Below are 17177 nucleotides of genomic sequence, written 5' to 3'. Positions count from 1 at the left end.
GGAAATCTCGTCGATATCGTAGGCCAGCGCCAGCGTCACCACATCGGCTTCCAGGCCGTCGATCACCGAGCGTCCCTGCTTGCCCGAGCCGCCATGCGAAGCTTTCAGCGTCACGTTGTCGCCGGTCTTGTCTTTCCAGTACTTGGCGAAAGCCTTGTTGTACTCCTGATACAGCTCGCGTGTTGGGTCATACGACACATTCAGCAGCGACAGATCCGCTGCGTGCACCAGTTGCGCGCTCTGGGCTACCAGGGCGATGGCAATGACCGATCTGACGATTTTCTTCAACATATTCTTCTTCCCTTGTGAATGTTTTTGTTTTGAGGAATACAGATTAATGACGCGGCCTGGAAAACAGAACGAATACTTTCTTCTCTCCTTATGCGGAAAACAGATATACATGGATCGGGCCGATGAATAAGGAGACCCGCTATTCCAGCCGATTTGGCATAAAGCGGGAACCATGAATGTAAGGAATCGCTCACTGGGCCGACTAGCAAGGGTAGCTGCACTTAACCAGATCCTCAGCGGAGAGCGCCTCATTAAAAAAATTCTCGCCTTGTTCTCTTCTCATGTGCTGGCGCTTGCCATCGGTTTTGGCGCCGGCGTTTACTTCCTGCCGATACTCACTGCGGGCGGTGGCCCCAGCGCGACGGAACTGGCGCAAGCCGCCGGCAAGGCAAAATACACTGCGATATTCAAAAAGGATTTGCCGGGCAGCGACTTCCTGCATTGGGCGCAGGGCACGGTGGCTGTCAGCGAGAGCACGATCGCGTTCGAGGGCAAGATCGCCCCCGGCCCGGACTACAAGGTATACCTGACGTCCGGATACGTCGGCAGCAAAGAAGAATTCCTGAAGATCAAGGAGCGTGCCTTGCGCGTGGGCGAGGTAAAGACCTTCGAGCGTTTTATCGTCGACATGTCGCAGCAGCCCGTCGACCTCTCGCGCTATAACACCGTGGTGATCTGGTGCGAAACCTACTCGCAGTTCATCAGCGCGGCGCAGTTTCGCTAGCGCGCCCCACGATTCCCAAGCGAGCGCTGGCCGCTACCAGCAGCAAGGCGCAACCAAGCCCGGCGAATGCACTGCTCAAGCTGCTGGCATGGGCGACGAAACCGATCAAGGCCGGGCCGGCCAGGATGCCGGCATAGCCGATGGTGGTGATGGCGGCAATCGCCAGGCTGGCCGGCATTGCGCCTTGCCTGCCGGCGGCGCTGAACAGGATCGGCACGATGTTGGATGCACCCAGTCCGATCAGCACGAAGCCGGCCAGCGCCACGCCGGCATTCGGCGCCGAGACGGCGACAAAGAAGCCGCCGGCGGCGCACAGGCCACCCAGCAATAATATGCGCTTGGCGCCAAAGCGTCGCACGATGTGATCGCCCGTCAGGCGGCCGCAAGTCATGGCGATAGCGAAGGCAGCGTAGCCGAGGCCGCCCTGGCGGGCATCCAGTCCGCGCGTGGCGGTCAGGAACAAGGCGCTCCAGTCCAGGATCGCCCCCTCTACCAGGAATACGATAAAGCACAGCACACCGATAAAGATCACGGCGCCATGCGGCAGCACGAACAGCGCGCCGCGTTCGCCCGCCTCCGGCTCACGCAGCAAGTGCGGCGCCGCCGCCAGCAATAGCGCTGCAACCAGCAGCGCCGCCAGCACGCTGGCCATCGATGGACTCAAGCCCAGCCACAGCAACAACGCCATGCCGCCGGCGCCGACAAAACCGCCGACGCTGAACATGCCGTGGAAGCCAGACATGAGCGCGCCGCCGCTGGCCTTCTCCACCATTACCGCCTGCACATTCATGGCGACATCCAGCGTACCGACGGCCGCGCCGAAACAGAACAGGCCTATGCCCAGCTGCAGCGGACTGGCGGCCAGAGTCAGGCAGGGAAGCGCCAGGCAGACCAGCGCGCCCGCGCTCAGCACCACGCGGCGACAACCGAGGCGCGCCGCCAGCATGCCGGTCACCGGCATCGATAGCAGCGAGCCGACACCCAGGCAAAGCAGCAGCAAGCCAAGCTCAGCCTCGCCGACCCCCAGGCGCGCTTTCACATACGGCACCAGCGGCGCCCAGGCCGACATCGCCAGCCCGGCGCAGAGAAACGCCAGCCGCGTGGCGTAGCGCTGTTTGGGACCGATAGTATTCATCGCATTGTTTCCACTTGCTTGATCATACGGCCTCGGCATACAGCAGTTGCACGCCTTGCCGGCCGAATTGCGCCGCTTGCCTGCGGTCGGTGCCGGACTCCAGCACCAGGTACGTCAGATGCTCAGGCGGCAACACCGCAAACGGCGCCGCCGTGCCGATTTTTTCCCTGGTGGCGGCCACCAGCACCGCCTTGCTGGCGGCAGCCAGGCTGCGCTTGAATTCGGCCTCTTCATAGTTGAAGCAGCTCAACCCTGCTTCAGCATCGACGCCACAAGCGCCGAGGAAAAAGATGTCCGGCCGCATCCGCTCGGCATCGCGCAGGGCAGCGGCGCCGAGGTTGGCGCCGCTGCGGGCATCGACCCGGCCGCCGACCATGATCAGCTCGATCTCCGGTCGCGGCAGCAGCGCCAGCGCCACTGCCGCGGCATTGGTCAGCACCGTCAGCGGCAGCTCTGGCAGCGCAGCCGCGATGGCCAGGTTGGTTGAACCGGCGTCGATGAACAGCACGTTGCCGGCGGAAACCAGTGTTACCGCCGCCTGCGCCAGCCGTGCCTTGCGTTGCGGCGCCAGCTTGCTGCGTTCGGCCAGCGGCGCAGCGACAGGCGCCGGCGGCAAGGCGCCGCCATATACCCTGGTGCAGAGGCCGGCCGCCGCCAGATCGCGCAAATCGCGCCGGATGGTGTCTTCAGAAACGTTCAGCTGTTGCGCCAGATCCAGCGCCAGCACCCGGCCGTCCGCCAGCAGCCGTTGCCGGATCAGCGCGTGGCGTTCCTTCAGCAGCAGATTCGCAGTATTCATATCAGCTCACATCACGCATAAACACGTACAAATATACACAAACGTGCAAACATGGGCAAGTTTTTGCTGCCGGAATACTTTCCCGGTACGGGCAAGCGCTTGGAATCAGGCCAGCAAAGGGTAAAGAATCACTGCCCAGGTAGCCACGGCCAGCACGCAAGTCAGCAGCACTGCGGCGCTGCCGAAATCCTTGGCGTTCTTGGAGAGGGGGTTGCGCTCCAGCGAAACCCGGTCGACCACCGCTTCGATCGCCGAATTGATCAGCTCGATGATGATGATCCAGATCAGCACCGCAATCAGCATCAGCTTTTGCAGCGCCGATACCGGCAGCAGCAGCGCGACGACGATGCCGGGCACCACGATCAGCAGCTCCTGGCGGAATGCATGTTCGTTCTTCCAGGCGGAGCGGAAGCCTTCAGCGGAATAAAAGAAAGCTGAAAAAATTCTCTTGAAGCCGCTGGTGCTCTTGAATTCGCTGATCGGCTGCGGCTGGGGTTCCTGCGTTGGCGACGACGGCGTGGATTGGGATTTTTCGCTCATGCTGTGCTGATCTTGGAGACAAGGCTGGCCTGCCGTGATGGAAATGCAGATTGCATGCATTTTGATCCCGCCATTTTAACAGCCTTGTCGCAGCAGACTTCTTTCGTAAGCTACTTTCAACTGAAGTTGACTAGTTAATTAGTGCCTCTCTGAAGTTCACTGCACTTCCGCGCGGCTGCGGCTCTCGGCACGATCTTGGCTGGTTCACCATAGAAGAGCGATTCAGAATGGCGCAGTACATCCTGGAGGATAAGGCAGCTTACAATGGCGCCCCGCCAAAACTCTTCTCAATTGCGAGCGCCACCGCAAGCGCCCGATCCTCGCGCCAGGGAGCGGCAATTATCTGAACGCCAATCGGTAAGCCGCGGGACGACATGCCTACTGGCATGGATACCACGGGATAACCCGCCAGGCTATACGGTGCGGTGAAAACAACGCTCCCCTCATTCTCTCCAGACAAGGCCGCCGTCCGCTCAGCAACCGGACAGATAATGATATCGACGCCGCTCATGAATTCTAGAAGCGAGCGCCGATATTTGTCCCAAGCGAAAAGATGCTGTTCCACCTGATCCGCGCTCAGCGTTGATTTCATGCCGCCGACCTGCCACTCATCCCACGATCCGGACTCCGGCCGCGCCCAATAATCGCGCGTGATGGACATCGCTTCGCCGGCTAAAGGCGGCGACAGCTCCTGAACATGGCAACCGGCTTGCGCCAGGTACTGAGCTACATCATGCACGGCGGCCACGATCTCTTCATCAACGGAAGCAACATTCAATGCCTCGTCAATAGAGGTATAAAACGCCACCCTCATGCCGCGGATAGACACCTCCGCCGGCGAATTTAATGCGACAGGCACGACGCTGGGATCGACACCATCCTGTCCCGCCATGACACGCAACGCCAGCCACAGATCCCCGACACTGCGCGCCATAGGACCTATTACGGTTCTGGGATCAGCCAAGGGATTAATCTCAGGAAAATGCCCGGTCAGCGGCACTCGCCCTGAAGTTGGCTTTAACCCCGCAATGCCACAGTATCCCGCTGGCTGGCGAATCGAACCGCCTGAGTCGCTACCGATGCCAAGCGGACTGGCATAGGCGGCAATAAGGGCAGCTTCGCCGCTACTTGAACCTCCCGGACTGGCGCTGGCCTGATGAGGATTGACTACGCGGCCATACACTTCGCTCTCAACCAGTACAGCACTTTTCGCCAGAACGATGCCACCAGCGTCCTTTAAGCGTTGCACCACTGTCGCATCGCGCAGAGGAATCCGCTGCGCATGCTTGATGTCGGCGCCTGCACAAGGCATCCCTGCAACATCAATCCAGTCTTTCACCGTAAAAGGAACGCCATGCAGTATCCCTTTCACTTTTCCTCCAGCAAGCTGACGATCAAGTGCGCGCGCATCCTCTAGCGCATTTTCCCTATTGATGCAGGCTGCCGCATTGAGCGCCGGCTGAAGTTGCTCCATACGCTCCAAATGGGCAAGAACCACCTGTTCCGAAGATATTTCGCGACGTGCAATCAGCAGCGACAACTCAGACGCTGATTTTCTAAGAATGGATTCGGGCAGTATTTTTTCCACTTGCATGTCATTGGCTTTCATTGCATTTTTGATAGGCTCCGAAAGGAGTCTACTGCACGGCGGCGCTTTCAGCGTGCTTTCCAGGGATTTTCGTTGGCAATATGTGATCGTGGCAGCGCTCTAATCGATGACAATAGCAATGCGCCACTTTTCACATTATGATATAAAGACTCCATTGCAATGCACCATTAAACCAATGAAAACAGCTTCTCCCGACGACGCCGACAAGATTTCGATCCAGGTTATCGAGCGCATGATCTCGCTGCTGGATACGCTGGCGCTCTACCCCGATCCGGTCAGCCTGAAAGAGCTGTCCGCGGTAACCGGTCTGCATCCGTCGACGGCGCACCGCATCCTCAACGATCTGGTGGTCAAGCGCTTTGTCGACCGCTCCGAACCGGGCAGCTACCGGCTCGGCATGCGCCTGCTGGAACTGGGCAATGTGGTGAAGAGCCGTCTCAACGTGCGCGAAGCGGCGCTGGATTTCATGCGCGGCCTGCATCGCAAGACCAACCAGACCGTCAACCTGTCGGTGCGCCAAAGCGACGAGATCGTGTATATCGACCGCGCATTCTCCGAGCGCTCCGGCATGCAGGTGGTGCGCGCCATCGGCGGCCGCGCGCCCTTGCACCTGACCTCGACCGGCAAGCTGTTCCTCTCCATCGACGATCCGAAAATGGTGCGCGCCTACGCCACCCGCACCGGCCTGGCCGGACATAACAAGAACTCCATCACCGACCTCAGCAAGCTGGAACGCGAGCTGAGCCTGGTGCGCGCCCTTGGCTACGCGCGCGACAATGAAGAGCTGGAACTGGGCGTACGCTGCATGGCAGCCGGCATCCGCGACGATTCCGGCAAGATGATCGCCGGCCTGTCGATCTCGGCGCCGGCGGACCGCTTGCAGGAAGAATGGGTGGAAGATCTGATCAGTACGGCCAACCAGATTTCCGCCGTGCTGGGGTACGCATCGCAGCAGCAGTAGCAACGCGCCAGCCCTCTGACGGCGGCGCATAAAAAAAGAGTTTATTCAGGGATGAATAAACTCTTTTTCAATTTCAGATGCCGGCTGGCGCCGGTGGACAATCAGATTCAGCTTTGGCCGTCGGCGATCTTCACGCGCGTCAAGGTAGCAGGGTGCGAATCGGCCAGCCATTTGCGGACGCGGTCAGCATCAGCCTGGCGCGAATACTTGCCGCGCGAATCGAGGAACACCATGACGATCTGGCGGCCATCGATGGTGGTCTGCATCACCATGCAGCGCCCTGCTTCATTGATGTAGCCGGTCTTTTGCAGGCCGATCTGCCACTCTGGATTCTCGACCAGGTGGTTCGACGTCGAATACTGCAGCGGACGGCCGCCCGGCTCCACCACGTATTTCGAATCGGTCGAATATTGACGGATGATCGGATGCTGGTAGGCCGCCATCACCAGGCGCGACAAATCGCGGGCGCTGGCAACGTTGAGGTGCGACAGGCCGGTGGAATCGACGTAGTGGGTTTCAGTCATGCCAAGCGCCTTGGCCTTGGCATTCATGGCCATGACAAACGCCGGCAAGCCGCCTGGATAGTTGCGGCCCAGCGCGGAGGCGGCGCGGTTCTCGGAACTCATAAGAGCGATGTGCAGCATGTCGGACCGGCTCAGCTGCGAGCCGACGCGCAGGCGCGAACTGCTGTGCTTTTCGCGGTCGATGTCGTCATCGGTGACGGCCAGCACTTCGTTCATGTCCTGCTTCGATTCAACCACCACCATGCTGGTCATCAGCTTGGTCAGCGAGGCGATCGGCAATGCAACCTGCGAATTCTTGTCCAGCAACACTTCCGAACTGTTCTGGTCCAGCACCAGCGCCACGCTGGATTTCAGTTCCAGCGGATCGCGCGTCAGGTTGAGGCCAGCCTGTTCGCCAGCCGACAATACCGGCGGCAAAGCCGGCACAACCGGCGCAAATGCTATGCGTTGATAAGTGACTTTGCGGCGGCCATGCACCATCACCACTTTCTTCACCAGCTTTTCGTTCTTGTTGAGCGAAGCCACGTTGCTGCTGCGGCCGCGGGCAGCGATCACGGTGTGTTTTCTGGAGCCGGCTTTAGCGACGGTTTTCTTGTGGGAGGCAGAGGCGCTTGCCTTGGCAGCGGCCGTCTTTTTTGCGGATTTCTTTGCGGTAGCTTGTTTAGTTTGGGCTGAAGCAGGAGCGGCGGGCGCGATCGCGAGCACGAGAAAGAGTGACAAAAAAACAATTAACGCGGATTTGCCCATTTGCGGCTCCAATATGCGACGATCTATAACTTTGTGGCAGTGTAGGCAAATCCCGGAAAAATCGCAAGAGAATTAGATAGTTAGCGCACTAAATTAAACGACTTTCGATATCTGGACGACGATTCGCGAGCTAGATTTTACCGCAACTCGACGCCCAGACATTTCCTTTAGCATAGGACTATTTGTAACATTCAAGAAGGACAACATCGATAAAAAATGAATAATCCGTCTGCAAGTCAAAGTAAGCCGACACTTCCGACGGCGCGCTGTCCCACAGCGACCTGATCGCAGCCACCCGCTCCGGCGGGGTACGCATGCGGGCGACCCAGGTATCGAACTGCAGCGGCAACTTCCAGCTCTGCTCCGTTGCCGGCCGCAAACCGGCGTCGCCCAGCAGCTGGCGCCAGGCCGAAACGCTGCGGTTGCGCACATGCGAGGTGTCGCGCAGCAACTCGACCGACTGCAAATAGGTATCGCTCAGGATATCTTCCGGCGACGCCGTATCGATCACGATGCATTTGCCGCCCGGCTTCAGCACCCGCGCCATCTCGGCCAGCGCGCGCGGCAAATCCTTCCAGTGATGCGCGCTGTAGCGGGTGCAGACCAGGTCGAAAGAGGCATCGGCAAACGGCAGGCGGTCGGCGCTGCCCTGCTGCACATGCAGGTTGTGCAAACCGCGCTCGGCAGCGGCGCCCTGCACCACCTCCAGCATTTCCGCCGCCAGGTCGTAGGCAATGACAGTGCCGATGTGCGGCGCCATGGCGAACGCAGCATGCCCCGCGCCGCAGCCGACATCCAGTGCCTTGCCCTGCTTGAATTGCCGGGCATAGTCCGCCAGCTGCTGCAGATCGGCGCCCTGGGCGTGGACGGTGCTGGTCAGGTAGGCGGCAGCGGTGCTGCCGAATTGTTCCGACACGACCTTGTCGTGATTACGTACTGCGCTCATCAGCTTCTCCTCAGAAATGGCTAACCGGCTCTCAATATGAACCGGGGCTCAGGTGAGACTCCAGTTTAATTATTTTTTATCCTGTTACAAGACTAGTGCTTATACTATTACCACAAACAACAGGATAAGGCCCGACATGGATGAGACAGGAAAACGCAAGGCACTGGGCGAATTCATCAGGACCCAGCGCACCCAGCTGTCGGCGGCCGAGCTGCGGCTGGGCGGCAGCACGCGCCGCCGCACCCCAGGCTTGCGGCGCGAAGAAGTGGCGCAGCTGTGCGATATCAGCGTCACCTGGTATACCTGGATCGAACAGGGGCGCACGGTGTCGGTGTCGGCGCCAGCGCTGGCCCGCATCGCCGAGGCCTTGCACCTGTCGCGCGCCAAGCGCGCCTATCTGTTTGAGCTGTCCGGCAAAAAGGATCCGCAGACGCAGGACCCGCAGGCCGCCGACATCCCCGAAGAAATCCTGGCCGTCGCCGGCAACATCAAGACGCCGGCCTACCTGCTCGACCGCCACTGGAACGCGGTGGCCTGGAACCGCGCCGCCAAGACCTTGTTCGTCGGCTGGCTGGACCAGAAAGAGAGCCGCAAGAACCTGCTCGAATATACCTACTGCGCGCCGCAGGCAATGCAGCTGATCAGCGACTGGGAGCAGCGCGCCAGCCGCCTGGCGGCAGAGTTCCGCGCCGACTGCGGGATGTACCAGGATGAACCGGAGATCGCGCAGCTGGTAGCGCGCCTGAGCGGCGCCAGCACCGCTTTCCAGCGCGCCTGGAACCTGCACGACGTCGTCGAGAAAGAAGGCGGCGAACGCCGTTTCAACCATCCGACGCTGGGTCCGCTGGCTTACCGCCAGGTCAACCTGCGCGTCGCCAACCGGCCTGAGCTGAAGCTGGTGATGCTGCTGCCGCTCTGACCGGCCTAGGGCCTGTTAGCACTGTGTTGGGAGTGCGAACGCGCGACAGGCGTTACAGGCCTAGGCACGACGACGCGCCGTAGCGGTGCTACGGCAAGGAGGAGCAACGACGGCATGTAACGCCTGCAGCCGTTCCCGGAGGGTTCCAACACAGTGCTAACAGGCCCTAGCCTATTTTTTCATGACGAAGATCACGCCCAGTATCGCCACCGCCATGCCGGCGATGCCCAGCAGGTTGAAGACCTCGCCAAACATCAGCCAGGCCATCAGCGCGGTGGTCGGCGGCGTCAGGTAGAGCAGGCTGGTGACGCTGGTGGCCGCGCTTTTGCGGATCAGGGCAAACAACAGAAAGATGGCGCCGATCGACAAGGCGAAGATCGACCACAGCAAGGCGCCGATGAAGCGCGGCGTCCATTGCACCGTATCCAGCGCCGGCGTCAGGTGCTCATAATAGATGGCGAACGGCAGCAGCACCACGACCGAGGCGGCGAACTGGATCAGCGTGCCGGTGCGCAGATCGAACTGCGGACAATGGCGCTTCTGGTACAGGGTGCCGACCGTCATCGACAGCAATGCCATCAGGCATAGCGTGATGCTGGTCCAGGACAGGCCCACCAGCGTGATCTTGGCGGCCACCACCAGCCCTACCCCGCAAATCCCCAGCACCAGGCCGAGCCACTGGCGCGGCCTGACCGATTCGCCGATCAAGGGCGCGGCGAACGCCGTCAGGATCGGCTGCATGCCGACAATCAGCGCCGACAAACCGGCCGGCATGCCGAGCTTGATGGCGCACCAGACGCCGGCCAGGTAACCGCCTTGCAGCAAGATCCCGGCGAACGCGATATGGGCGATTTTCCCGCGCGGCCAGGGAGCGCGCATCAGCAGCACCAGCGGCAGCAGCACCAGCAGCACGCCACCGAAGCGCAACAGCAGAAACGTCAGCGGAGGTGCATACGGCAAGCCGAATTTTGCGACAATGAAGCCGGTGCTCCACAGCACGACGAACACCATCGGCATGGCCGCGAGCAAAGGATGCGCGGCCGGCGAAGAACTGACTGAAGACATGGAATTATCCGGGTTGGGTGAGCGGCGCCGCAGCCGGGTGCTGCCGAGCGAACTGTTTGGCAAAGCTTGCCGCCAGCGCGATAGTTTGCACGTGTACCGCTACCGTGTCTTGTATATTCTTGCCGTAGCCGCCGGCCATGCTGACCGCCACCGGGATGGCCAGCCGGCCGGCTGTCTCCAGCACCATGGCGTCGCGTCGCGCCAGGCCGTCGAAGCTCAGCTTCAGCCGCCCCAGGCGATCGCCTTCATGCGGATCGGCGCCCGCCAGGAAAATGATCAGCTGCGGCGAAAAACGCGCCAGCATGGTCGCCAGCGCACCCTCCAATGCCTGTAGATAGGCCTCGTCGCCGGTGCCGTCCTCCAGCGCGACATCGAGATCGCTCTGCTCTTTGCTGAAGGGATAGTTATGCGCGCCGTGCAGCGACAAGGTAAAGACTGAATCGTCATTCGCCAGGATCGAGGCGGTGCCGTTGCCTTGATGGACATCGAGATCGACGATGGCGACCCGCTGCACCCGCCGTTCCGCCTGCATCAATCTGGCCGCAATGGCGGCATCGTTGAACACGCAGAAACCGGCGCCCTGGTCGGCAAAAGCGTGATGGGTGCCGCCCGCCAGGTTGACCGCGATCGGCTCCGGCCCAACCAGCGCCGCGCGGCAGGCGGCGATGGTAGCGCCGGCCGAGCGCCGCGAGCGCTCCACCATCTGCGGTGTCCAGGGAAAGCCGATGGCTTTCTGCACGCTGTCCGTCAAAGCACCGTCGCTGACCTCGGCGATGTAGCGCGGATGGTGCGCCAGCGCCAGTTCGCCGTCGCTGGCGCGGGGCGCTTCTTGGAAATCGATGCCGGCGACGGTCGCCTGCGCGCCTTCGTGGATCAGCCGGTATTTCTGCATGGGGAAGCGGTGGCCGGCCGGCAAGGGCAAGACGAAATGATCGCTGTAGAAGGCTTTCAAGGCGGGCCTGATGGGTGCAATAAAACAACAGTCTAACACTGGTAAATGTGACAGGTGTCACTGGTAAAACCGACAGGTGGCATGATAAATAAACAACCACAAATGGCTTAAACACGTGCTTTCCATAAGCTTAGTCTTAAATTATCTGAAGTTTATATTGCGGCGCACAAAAATTCGCTTGACACCGTTTCAGAATAATTTACAATCAAATTGTTGCGTCGCACAATGCGAATTCAAAGCACTGGCAGACGTAATCAACGGCTAGCAATTAGCCACCCTTAGTCGCCCTACCAATTTCGTTTTTTTACAGTATCGAATCCTAGGAGAAGCCATGTCTACCGTTGCAGAACAATTTTCAGCCGCTACCAAAGCCAATTTCGAAGCTAATCTGGCCCTGTTCACAGATTTCACCACCAAGGCATTTGCCGGCGTGGAAAAACTGATCGACCTCAACCTGAATGCTGCCAAGGCTTCGCTGGAAGATTCGAACGCCACTACCCAGAAATTGTTTGCGGCGAAAGACCCACAAGAATTTTTCTCGCTGAGCGCAGCGCTGGCCCAGCCGAACACTGAAAAAGCCATCGCTTACGGCCGTCATTTCGCCAGCATCGCTTCCAGCACCCAAGCTGAACTGACCAAGGCTGCTGAAGCCCAGGTCGCGGAAACCAAGCGTAAAGTCATCGAATTCGTTGACCAAGCGTCGAAATCGGTTCCTCCAGGCGCAGAAGGCGCAGTTGCCTTCGTCAAGTCGGCCATCGGCAGCGCTAACGCCGGTTACGAACAGTTTGCCAAGAGCACCAAGCAAGCTGTCGAAACACTGGAAACCAACGTCAACAACGCAGTCGACCAACTGTCGCAAGCTGCTACCAAGAGCGTTGCCCGTACTGCCAAGAAGTAATTCTTCTTCGCCGGCGCGCTAGCGCGTGCCGGCTGCAAGTCTCCTCGGTACCTGCAACGCCGGTATCGTTACTTACCCCGGATCACCGGGGTATTTTTTTGCCCGGACGCTTTGCAGGCCTAACCCGCGCTGTAGGGTGGGCACCTGTGCCCGCGCGCCACCTTGCTCGTTCAAGCCCGAGCATCAGCGTGGGCAGAAAAACCTGCCCACGCTACAGCTGGGCCAGCAGTTTCAGCAGGCGCTGCAACGCGGCATCATCCATCGAGGCGGGCAAGTCGCAGATATATAACAGCTGCTGCTCGATACTTTTTACCGTAGCGCCAGCCTTGAGCGAAGCTTGCAAGACTTCCACCTGTAACTGCAGGCGCTCACGCGCCAGCGCTGGCGGGCTCTCGCTGCCAGCCATGATTTCCGCGCGCAGTAATTCCTGTTGCAGCAGCGGCCGGCCGGCTTCCAGCCTGGCGGCATAGCCGTCGCCATTCTGCACGGCACGCGCAAAGCGCGCGGCGAGGACTTTTTCAAATGCCGGCGCCAGCGCCGGCAATGCCTGCCAATCGGACTCGTTAGGCAGCTCTGCGGCATCGCCGCCGGCGATTGCGGCCTCCACCTTCTGGCACAAGGCCAGCTTGGCGCGCAAAGCATCGGCTTGCGCCAATGCCGCTTGGCGCCGCTCCTGTTCCAGCACGGCCTGCACTGCCGCCACGGCGGCCTGGAAGCGCACATTGATTTGGGCTTCAAAAGCGCGCGGCACCTGGCCGCCGCGGTTCCAGTCTTGCTGGGCCTGCTGCAAGACTTTCGCCAATCCCGCCGCAGGCGTGCTCACCGCCGCTTCCAGCGCAGCACATTGCTCTTCGCGCAAGCGCAGATTTTCACGCCGCTCGGTGTCAGCACTGGAAGCGGCCTCCTTGCGCTGGGCAAAGATGGCGTCGCAAGCGCTGCGGAAACGCTGCCACAATTCTTGTTCTTCCTGGCGCGGCAAAGGCAAAGCCTTGGCCAGCTCCTGCCAGCGCGCCTGCAATTCCTTGACCCGTTCGGCGGTATCGCGCTGGTTAGCCGGCAGCTGTGCCGCTTCAGTAATCAGTTTTTCGCGACGGCCGATTTCAATCGCCTGCTGCCCGGCCAGCGGCGCCTGCAAGCTTTGCAGCGCAGCGGAAAAAGCGCCGTCCAGCGCTTTTTTCTCGCTGCGGTTGATCGCTCCCAGGCTCTTCCAGGCTTGCTGTTTTTGCTGGCAGAACTGCGCGATGACCTTCCAGTCCGGGGCGACACCGGCATCGGTCGCCAGCGCAGTTTGCGCATACTGCTGCACTTCTTCGATCAAGGCGCGGGCGCTGACCTGATTGGCCTGGCGCTGTTCGGCCTGCAGCTGGAAATGCGCTGCCACCGGCGCATAGGCAGCGGTGCAGGCAGCGTCGAAGCCTTCCCACAAAGTCCTGGGCGCCGATCCGGAACTGACATCCAGCGATTTCCAGCGCGCCCGCAGGCTGCCTATCTTCTTTGCCAGTTCCGCCGGCGCCAGCTCCTGCGGCGGCAATTCCAGCGCCGCCTTGGTCAGTTCTTCGCGCGAGATATTGCCGCCCCAGCGCGCCCAGCCTTGCAAGCGCGTCAGTTCGCTACGGGCCTGCGCCAGGCGGCTGGCTTGAGTGGCGCTTGGCTTGTGCTGCTTGAAATCCATCGCGCGCAGGGCTTTGTCGAAATCGACCGCCTGCTGCAAGGCGCCGTCTTCCAGCGCCTTTTCCAGGCCATCCAGAGCCTCTGCGATCAGCGGACGCTCGCCCGCCTCCGTCGCTGTCGCAGCAGTCGCAGCAGCCTGGATTTTTTGCGGCTTGACGATGACCGGGGCGTGCTGCTTCAGCAATGCCTGGTAACGCTGTTCCAGGCCATCGTCCAGCAACGCCGCCGGCAATCTTGGCAGGGCCGACCAGGCGCTTCTCATGGCTTCCGGCTGCAGCGCCTCTGGCGCGCCTTCCCAGCTCGCCAGTAGCTCGCTGCGCTCCTGCAGCGCTGCCTGATGCTGCTGCAGATCCAGCAACAGCTTGCGCAGTGCCTGTGCTTCCTGGGCAAAATCGTTGGCCAGATGGCGTGGCAAAGTCGTGGCTTCAGCATGGCTGAGGCGGCTTGCCATCTGGGCTTCCAGCGCATCCAGCGCCGCCGGGGCGGCATCGCTGACGCCGGCCTTGGCTTGCAGATGCATGGCGCGCAGCTGGTTCAGCAGGGCGATGGCATCGTGCTGCAACCCAGCTTGCGCGCTCAGGCGTTCGGCCAGCAGCGCGCGCACTTGTGTGAATTGCTGCTGCAGATCCGCGGGCACTTCCTTGCCTTCCCAGCTACGGTCCAGTTCCGCCACCTGGTTAGGCATCAGCTGCAGCTCTTGCTGCAAGCGCTGCGCCTGCGCAATGCAAGCAACAGCCTTGGCTGCGACCACTTGCTGCTGGCGCAAGCTGTCCAGCCGCGTCTGCATCAGCTTGGCAACGCGACGGTCGGTGTTGCGGCAGGCTTGCAGCACTTGCTCCAGCGCCGGCTGCGACTGCACCAGCTGCGCCGCGATCAGGCGGGCATCGGCAAAGACCGAGCGCGCAATGAAAGCCACCGCGGCGCCCTCCTCGCTCAAGGCTTGCGCCTGCTGCAGCGCTTGCTGCCGGGCCTGATCCGAAACCTGCCTGGCTTCCGCGCGCAACGCGGCCTGGGGAGCAACTACGGGCTGGGGTGCGGCACGCTCTGTGCGTTTGAAGAGAAATCCGAACATATGATGATCAATCAGATGGGAGCAGATCGCCGTTAGTCGCTAACGGCTTTGCGCAGTGGTTTAGAGGGAAGGACTTGGAAAAGTGATGAACGGGATAACAGTCGGATAACTTAAGCGGGCCGGTATTCGGCCTTTAACAGGTCGAGTCCAGCCAGCATCTTGGCAAATGCGGCGGCGCTTTGCACAGGCTCGCCCTTGACGCCGAGATCGATATGACGGCGCACGCCACCCTCGCCCACATGCGGCAGGCTGAAGACCTTGACCAGCGGGAATTCGGCTTCGATCGCTTCCATCAGCGGCGTCAGCGTCGACTCCATCGCTTCGAACACCAGCACGGATTGCTCCAGCTGCGGATTCTGGTGGAACAGGTCGGCGTAGTAAGTATCCAGCACCCATTCAAACATCGGCCAGGCCATGACCGGGAAGCCGGGCGCGAAATGATGCGCGCCGGCGCCCTGGTGAGCGATGGAAAATCCCGGGATCTTGTTAAACGGATTAGGAATGATGTCCGCACCCTGCGGAAATTCACCCATCTTCAGCCGGTGCAGATTGTCTGGCGTATCGTAGTTCAGCGCGACGCCGGCGTCGCGTGCAGTGTCGGCGATCCGTTCGCGGATTTTCTCGCGTGCTTCAGGATGCAATACCAGCGGCACGCCCAGCGCGGCAGCGGCGCATTGGCGGGTGTGGTCGTCCGGGGTGGCGCCGATGCCGCCGGTGCAGAACACGATGTCGTCGCTGTCCAGCGTACGCTTCAGAGTGGCAGTGATGCGCCCCGGATCGTCCCCTATGTATTCGGCCCAGCTCAGCGCCAGACCGCGCGCCGTGAGCATTTCCAGTATTTTCGGAAAGTGTTTATCGACTCGCCTGCCTGACAGGATTTCGTCGCCGATGATGATAAGTCCGATTGCCATGGGGATCGCCGTTCAGCTGAGGATGGATAACATTATGACAAAAATCGTTAACGCTGCGAGGCGTCGGGCAGTTGCTGGAGCGCCTGGCCGTCTTCGCGTTTAGCCATAATGATAGCAGCCTCTGCCGCTGCCCGATATTTCGCCAGCGCGGCCAGGCAATAATATTCAAACCAGAGGCCGGTGAACACGAACACCAGCACATACAGCCAGATCGAACCGGCCGCCAGCAAAGGAAACACCACCAGCCATAGGGCGCCGCCCAGCCACAGCATGGTGGGCGCAGCACCGAGGGCGCCGGTAATGACCCCGATCAGCAGCAAGGGCCAGCGGTGGATTTTCAGGATCGCCCGCATCTCCTCCTTGTCGGCATGCGCGGCCAGCGCTTCATAGGCGAACACGCGGTAAGTCAGCCAGCCCCACAGCACCAGCGGGATCAGGAAGGCGAACGGCGGGATCAGCCACAGCGGCAAGGTCAGCAGCCATAGCACGCAGAAAATGACAAAGGCCGACAAGGAGATCCAGATGCTGCCGAGCAGCGAACCGCCCTTGCGCAATTCGAGCGCGGCAAAGTGGCGCTGGCCGACATGGCGCGCCGTCGCCGGCAGGGCAAAGGCGCCGACAAACAGCAAGGCAGTCAGGATCATCAGCGGCAACAAGGCCCACAGCGCCAGCCAGGGAATGATTACGGTCTTGAGCACCCCCAGGCCGAGCCAGGCCGGGATGTAGCTGGCGATGCCGAGGCCGTCGTTGCCGGCAAAATAATTCTTTTGCAGCCAGTCGATCATCGGCTGCAAGCCCCACCACAGCGCCAGGCCCCACAGCAGCACCGACAAGACGAACGGCAGCAAGGTCAGCATCAGCATGCGGTAATGCAGCTGCGACAACAGCGCCCGGCCGAAGGCTACCAGTACCGGACGCATCAGCGCGACCGCTTTCTGGAAAATTCCACCATGCGCTTCAGGCCCAGCCATTGCTGCACCCAGAAGCCGCTGCCATAGTCGCGCGCCGGCCGTGTGGCCGTGGCGACCTGGTCGCGGATGCCAGTGTGTTCAAAGGTCTGGCCGAAATAGGCGCTGCGAAACAAGATGTCCCAGAAGGAAAACAGCACGCCGAAGTTATGGCCGCCCAGCGTACCGCGGCCCTTGCTTTCATGGCCGATGCCGATCGCATGGTGCCAGCGATGGAAGCGTGGCGACACCAGCAGCGCATCGCCCAGCCGGCCGAAATGAATCCGCACGTTAGCGTGCTGCAGGCTTTGCAGCATGCGCGTGATCGACACCAGCAAGACGTACTGCGCCGGCTCGACGCCGATCGCCAGCGCCACCAGCGCCATGACCACATCGTGGATCACGCCATCGAGCAGATGGGTGCGGTCGTCGCTCCACAGGTTCATGTTTTGCTGGCTGTGATGCA

At 60.9% G+C, this 17177-nt stretch carries 16 protein-coding genes and 1 pseudogene; 4 read left to right on the top strand and 13 right to left on the bottom strand.

Going from position 1 to position 17177, the window contains the following annotated elements; all coding sequences use genetic code 11:
* A pseudogene (locus tag VNZ65_RS18530) lies at positions 1 to 291 on the bottom strand (sulfate transporter subunit); the annotation flags it as partial.
* A 250-nt stretch (positions 292 to 541) separates the two neighbouring features.
* Between VNZ65_RS18530 and VNZ65_RS18525 the strand changes: the two are divergent.
* Positions 542 to 1015, top strand: coding sequence for a DM13 domain-containing protein (locus VNZ65_RS18525; RefSeq protein WP_414649172.1), 474 nt, complete (start codon positions 542 to 544; stop codon positions 1013 to 1015).
* Here VNZ65_RS18525 and VNZ65_RS18520 read toward each other — a convergent pair.
* From VNZ65_RS18520 to VNZ65_RS18505, 4 genes are all read right to left on the bottom strand, one after another.
* A complete protein-coding gene (locus tag VNZ65_RS18520; RefSeq protein ID WP_325671616.1) occupies positions 993 to 2150 on the bottom strand; it encodes an MFS transporter in 1158 nt (385 codons plus the stop codon). The genes VNZ65_RS18525 and VNZ65_RS18520 overlap by 23 nt on opposite strands.
* Before the next feature lie 22 nt (positions 2151 to 2172).
* Entirely contained in the window at positions 2173 to 2949 is a 777-nt protein-coding gene (locus tag VNZ65_RS18515; RefSeq protein WP_325671614.1) for a DeoR/GlpR family DNA-binding transcription regulator, read from the bottom strand.
* Positions 2950 to 3054: 105 nt separating this feature from the next.
* On the bottom strand, positions 3055 to 3489 hold the full coding sequence (locus VNZ65_RS18510; protein WP_325671613.1) for a diacylglycerol kinase: 435 nt from the start codon (positions 3487 to 3489) through the stop codon (positions 3055 to 3057).
* 259 nt (positions 3490 to 3748) lie between these two features.
* Positions 3749 to 5098 (bottom strand): amidase, encoded by a 1350-nt coding sequence (locus VNZ65_RS18505; protein ID WP_325671611.1) that lies wholly within the window; start codon positions 5096 to 5098, stop codon positions 3749 to 3751.
* A 175-nt stretch (positions 5099 to 5273) separates the two neighbouring features.
* Between VNZ65_RS18505 and VNZ65_RS18500 the strand changes: the two genes are divergently transcribed.
* Positions 5274 to 6059 carry an IclR family transcriptional regulator gene (locus tag VNZ65_RS18500; protein WP_061938765.1) on the top strand — a complete coding sequence of 262 codons (786 nt, stop codon included), beginning with the start codon at positions 5274 to 5276 and terminating at the stop codon, positions 6057 to 6059.
* A gap of 107 nt (positions 6060 to 6166) precedes the next feature.
* On the opposite strand, the gene pbpG is transcribed toward VNZ65_RS18500, so the two are convergent.
* Positions 6167 to 7330 (bottom strand): D-alanyl-D-alanine endopeptidase, encoded by a 1164-nt coding sequence (pbpG, locus tag VNZ65_RS18495; RefSeq protein WP_325671608.1) that lies wholly within the window; start codon positions 7328 to 7330, stop codon positions 6167 to 6169.
* 178 nt (positions 7331 to 7508) lie between these two features.
* On the bottom strand, positions 7509 to 8276 hold the full coding sequence (locus VNZ65_RS18490; RefSeq protein ID WP_325671606.1) for a class I SAM-dependent methyltransferase: 768 nt from the start codon (positions 8274 to 8276) through the stop codon (positions 7509 to 7511).
* Between the two features lie 136 nt (positions 8277 to 8412).
* On the opposite strand from VNZ65_RS18490, the gene VNZ65_RS18485 reads away from it, so the two are divergent.
* Positions 8413 to 9195, top strand: coding sequence for a helix-turn-helix transcriptional regulator (locus tag VNZ65_RS18485; RefSeq protein WP_325671604.1), 783 nt, complete (start codon positions 8413 to 8415; stop codon positions 9193 to 9195).
* Positions 9196 to 9366: 171 nt separating this feature from the next.
* On the opposite strand, the gene VNZ65_RS18480 is transcribed toward VNZ65_RS18485, so the two are convergent.
* Together VNZ65_RS18480 and VNZ65_RS18475 are read right to left on the bottom strand one after the other, a co-directional pair.
* A complete protein-coding gene (locus VNZ65_RS18480) occupies positions 9367 to 10260 on the bottom strand; it encodes a DMT family transporter (RefSeq protein ID WP_325671602.1) in 894 nt (297 codons plus the stop codon).
* A gap of 4 nt (positions 10261 to 10264) precedes the next feature.
* Entirely contained in the window at positions 10265 to 11212 is a 948-nt protein-coding gene (locus tag VNZ65_RS18475; RefSeq protein ID WP_325671600.1) for a histone deacetylase, read from the bottom strand.
* A gap of 331 nt (positions 11213 to 11543) precedes the next feature.
* On the opposite strand from VNZ65_RS18475, the gene VNZ65_RS18470 reads away from it, so the two are divergent.
* On the top strand, positions 11544 to 12110 hold the full coding sequence (locus tag VNZ65_RS18470; protein WP_061938751.1) for a phasin family protein: 567 nt from the start codon (positions 11544 to 11546) through the stop codon (positions 12108 to 12110).
* A gap of 211 nt (positions 12111 to 12321) precedes the next feature.
* Here the strand turns inward: VNZ65_RS18470 and VNZ65_RS18465 are convergent, their stop codons facing one another.
* The 4 genes from VNZ65_RS18465 to VNZ65_RS18450 all read right to left on the bottom strand — a co-directional run.
* Entirely contained in the window at positions 12322 to 14853 is a 2532-nt protein-coding gene (locus VNZ65_RS18465; RefSeq protein ID WP_325671598.1) for a DUF349 domain-containing protein, read from the bottom strand.
* A 110-nt stretch (positions 14854 to 14963) separates the two neighbouring features.
* On the bottom strand, positions 14964 to 15764 hold the full coding sequence (locus VNZ65_RS18460) for a competence/damage-inducible protein A (protein ID WP_325671596.1): 801 nt from the start codon (positions 15762 to 15764) through the stop codon (positions 14964 to 14966).
* A 47-nt stretch (positions 15765 to 15811) separates the two neighbouring features.
* A complete protein-coding gene (locus VNZ65_RS18455) occupies positions 15812 to 16684 on the bottom strand; it encodes an EI24 domain-containing protein (protein WP_325671620.1) in 873 nt (290 codons plus the stop codon).
* On the bottom strand, positions 16684 to 17177 hold a 494-nt coding region (locus tag VNZ65_RS18450; RefSeq protein WP_325671594.1), incomplete at its 5' end, for a sterol desaturase family protein. The genes VNZ65_RS18455 and VNZ65_RS18450, both read right to left, overlap by 1 nt.

The organism is Collimonas sp., from assembly GCF_035566555.1.
Lineage (GTDB): Bacteria > Pseudomonadota > Gammaproteobacteria > Burkholderiales > Burkholderiaceae_D > Collimonas.
Note: the sequence above shows the minus strand (reverse complement) of the source record. Positions and strands in the feature narration are given on the sequence as shown.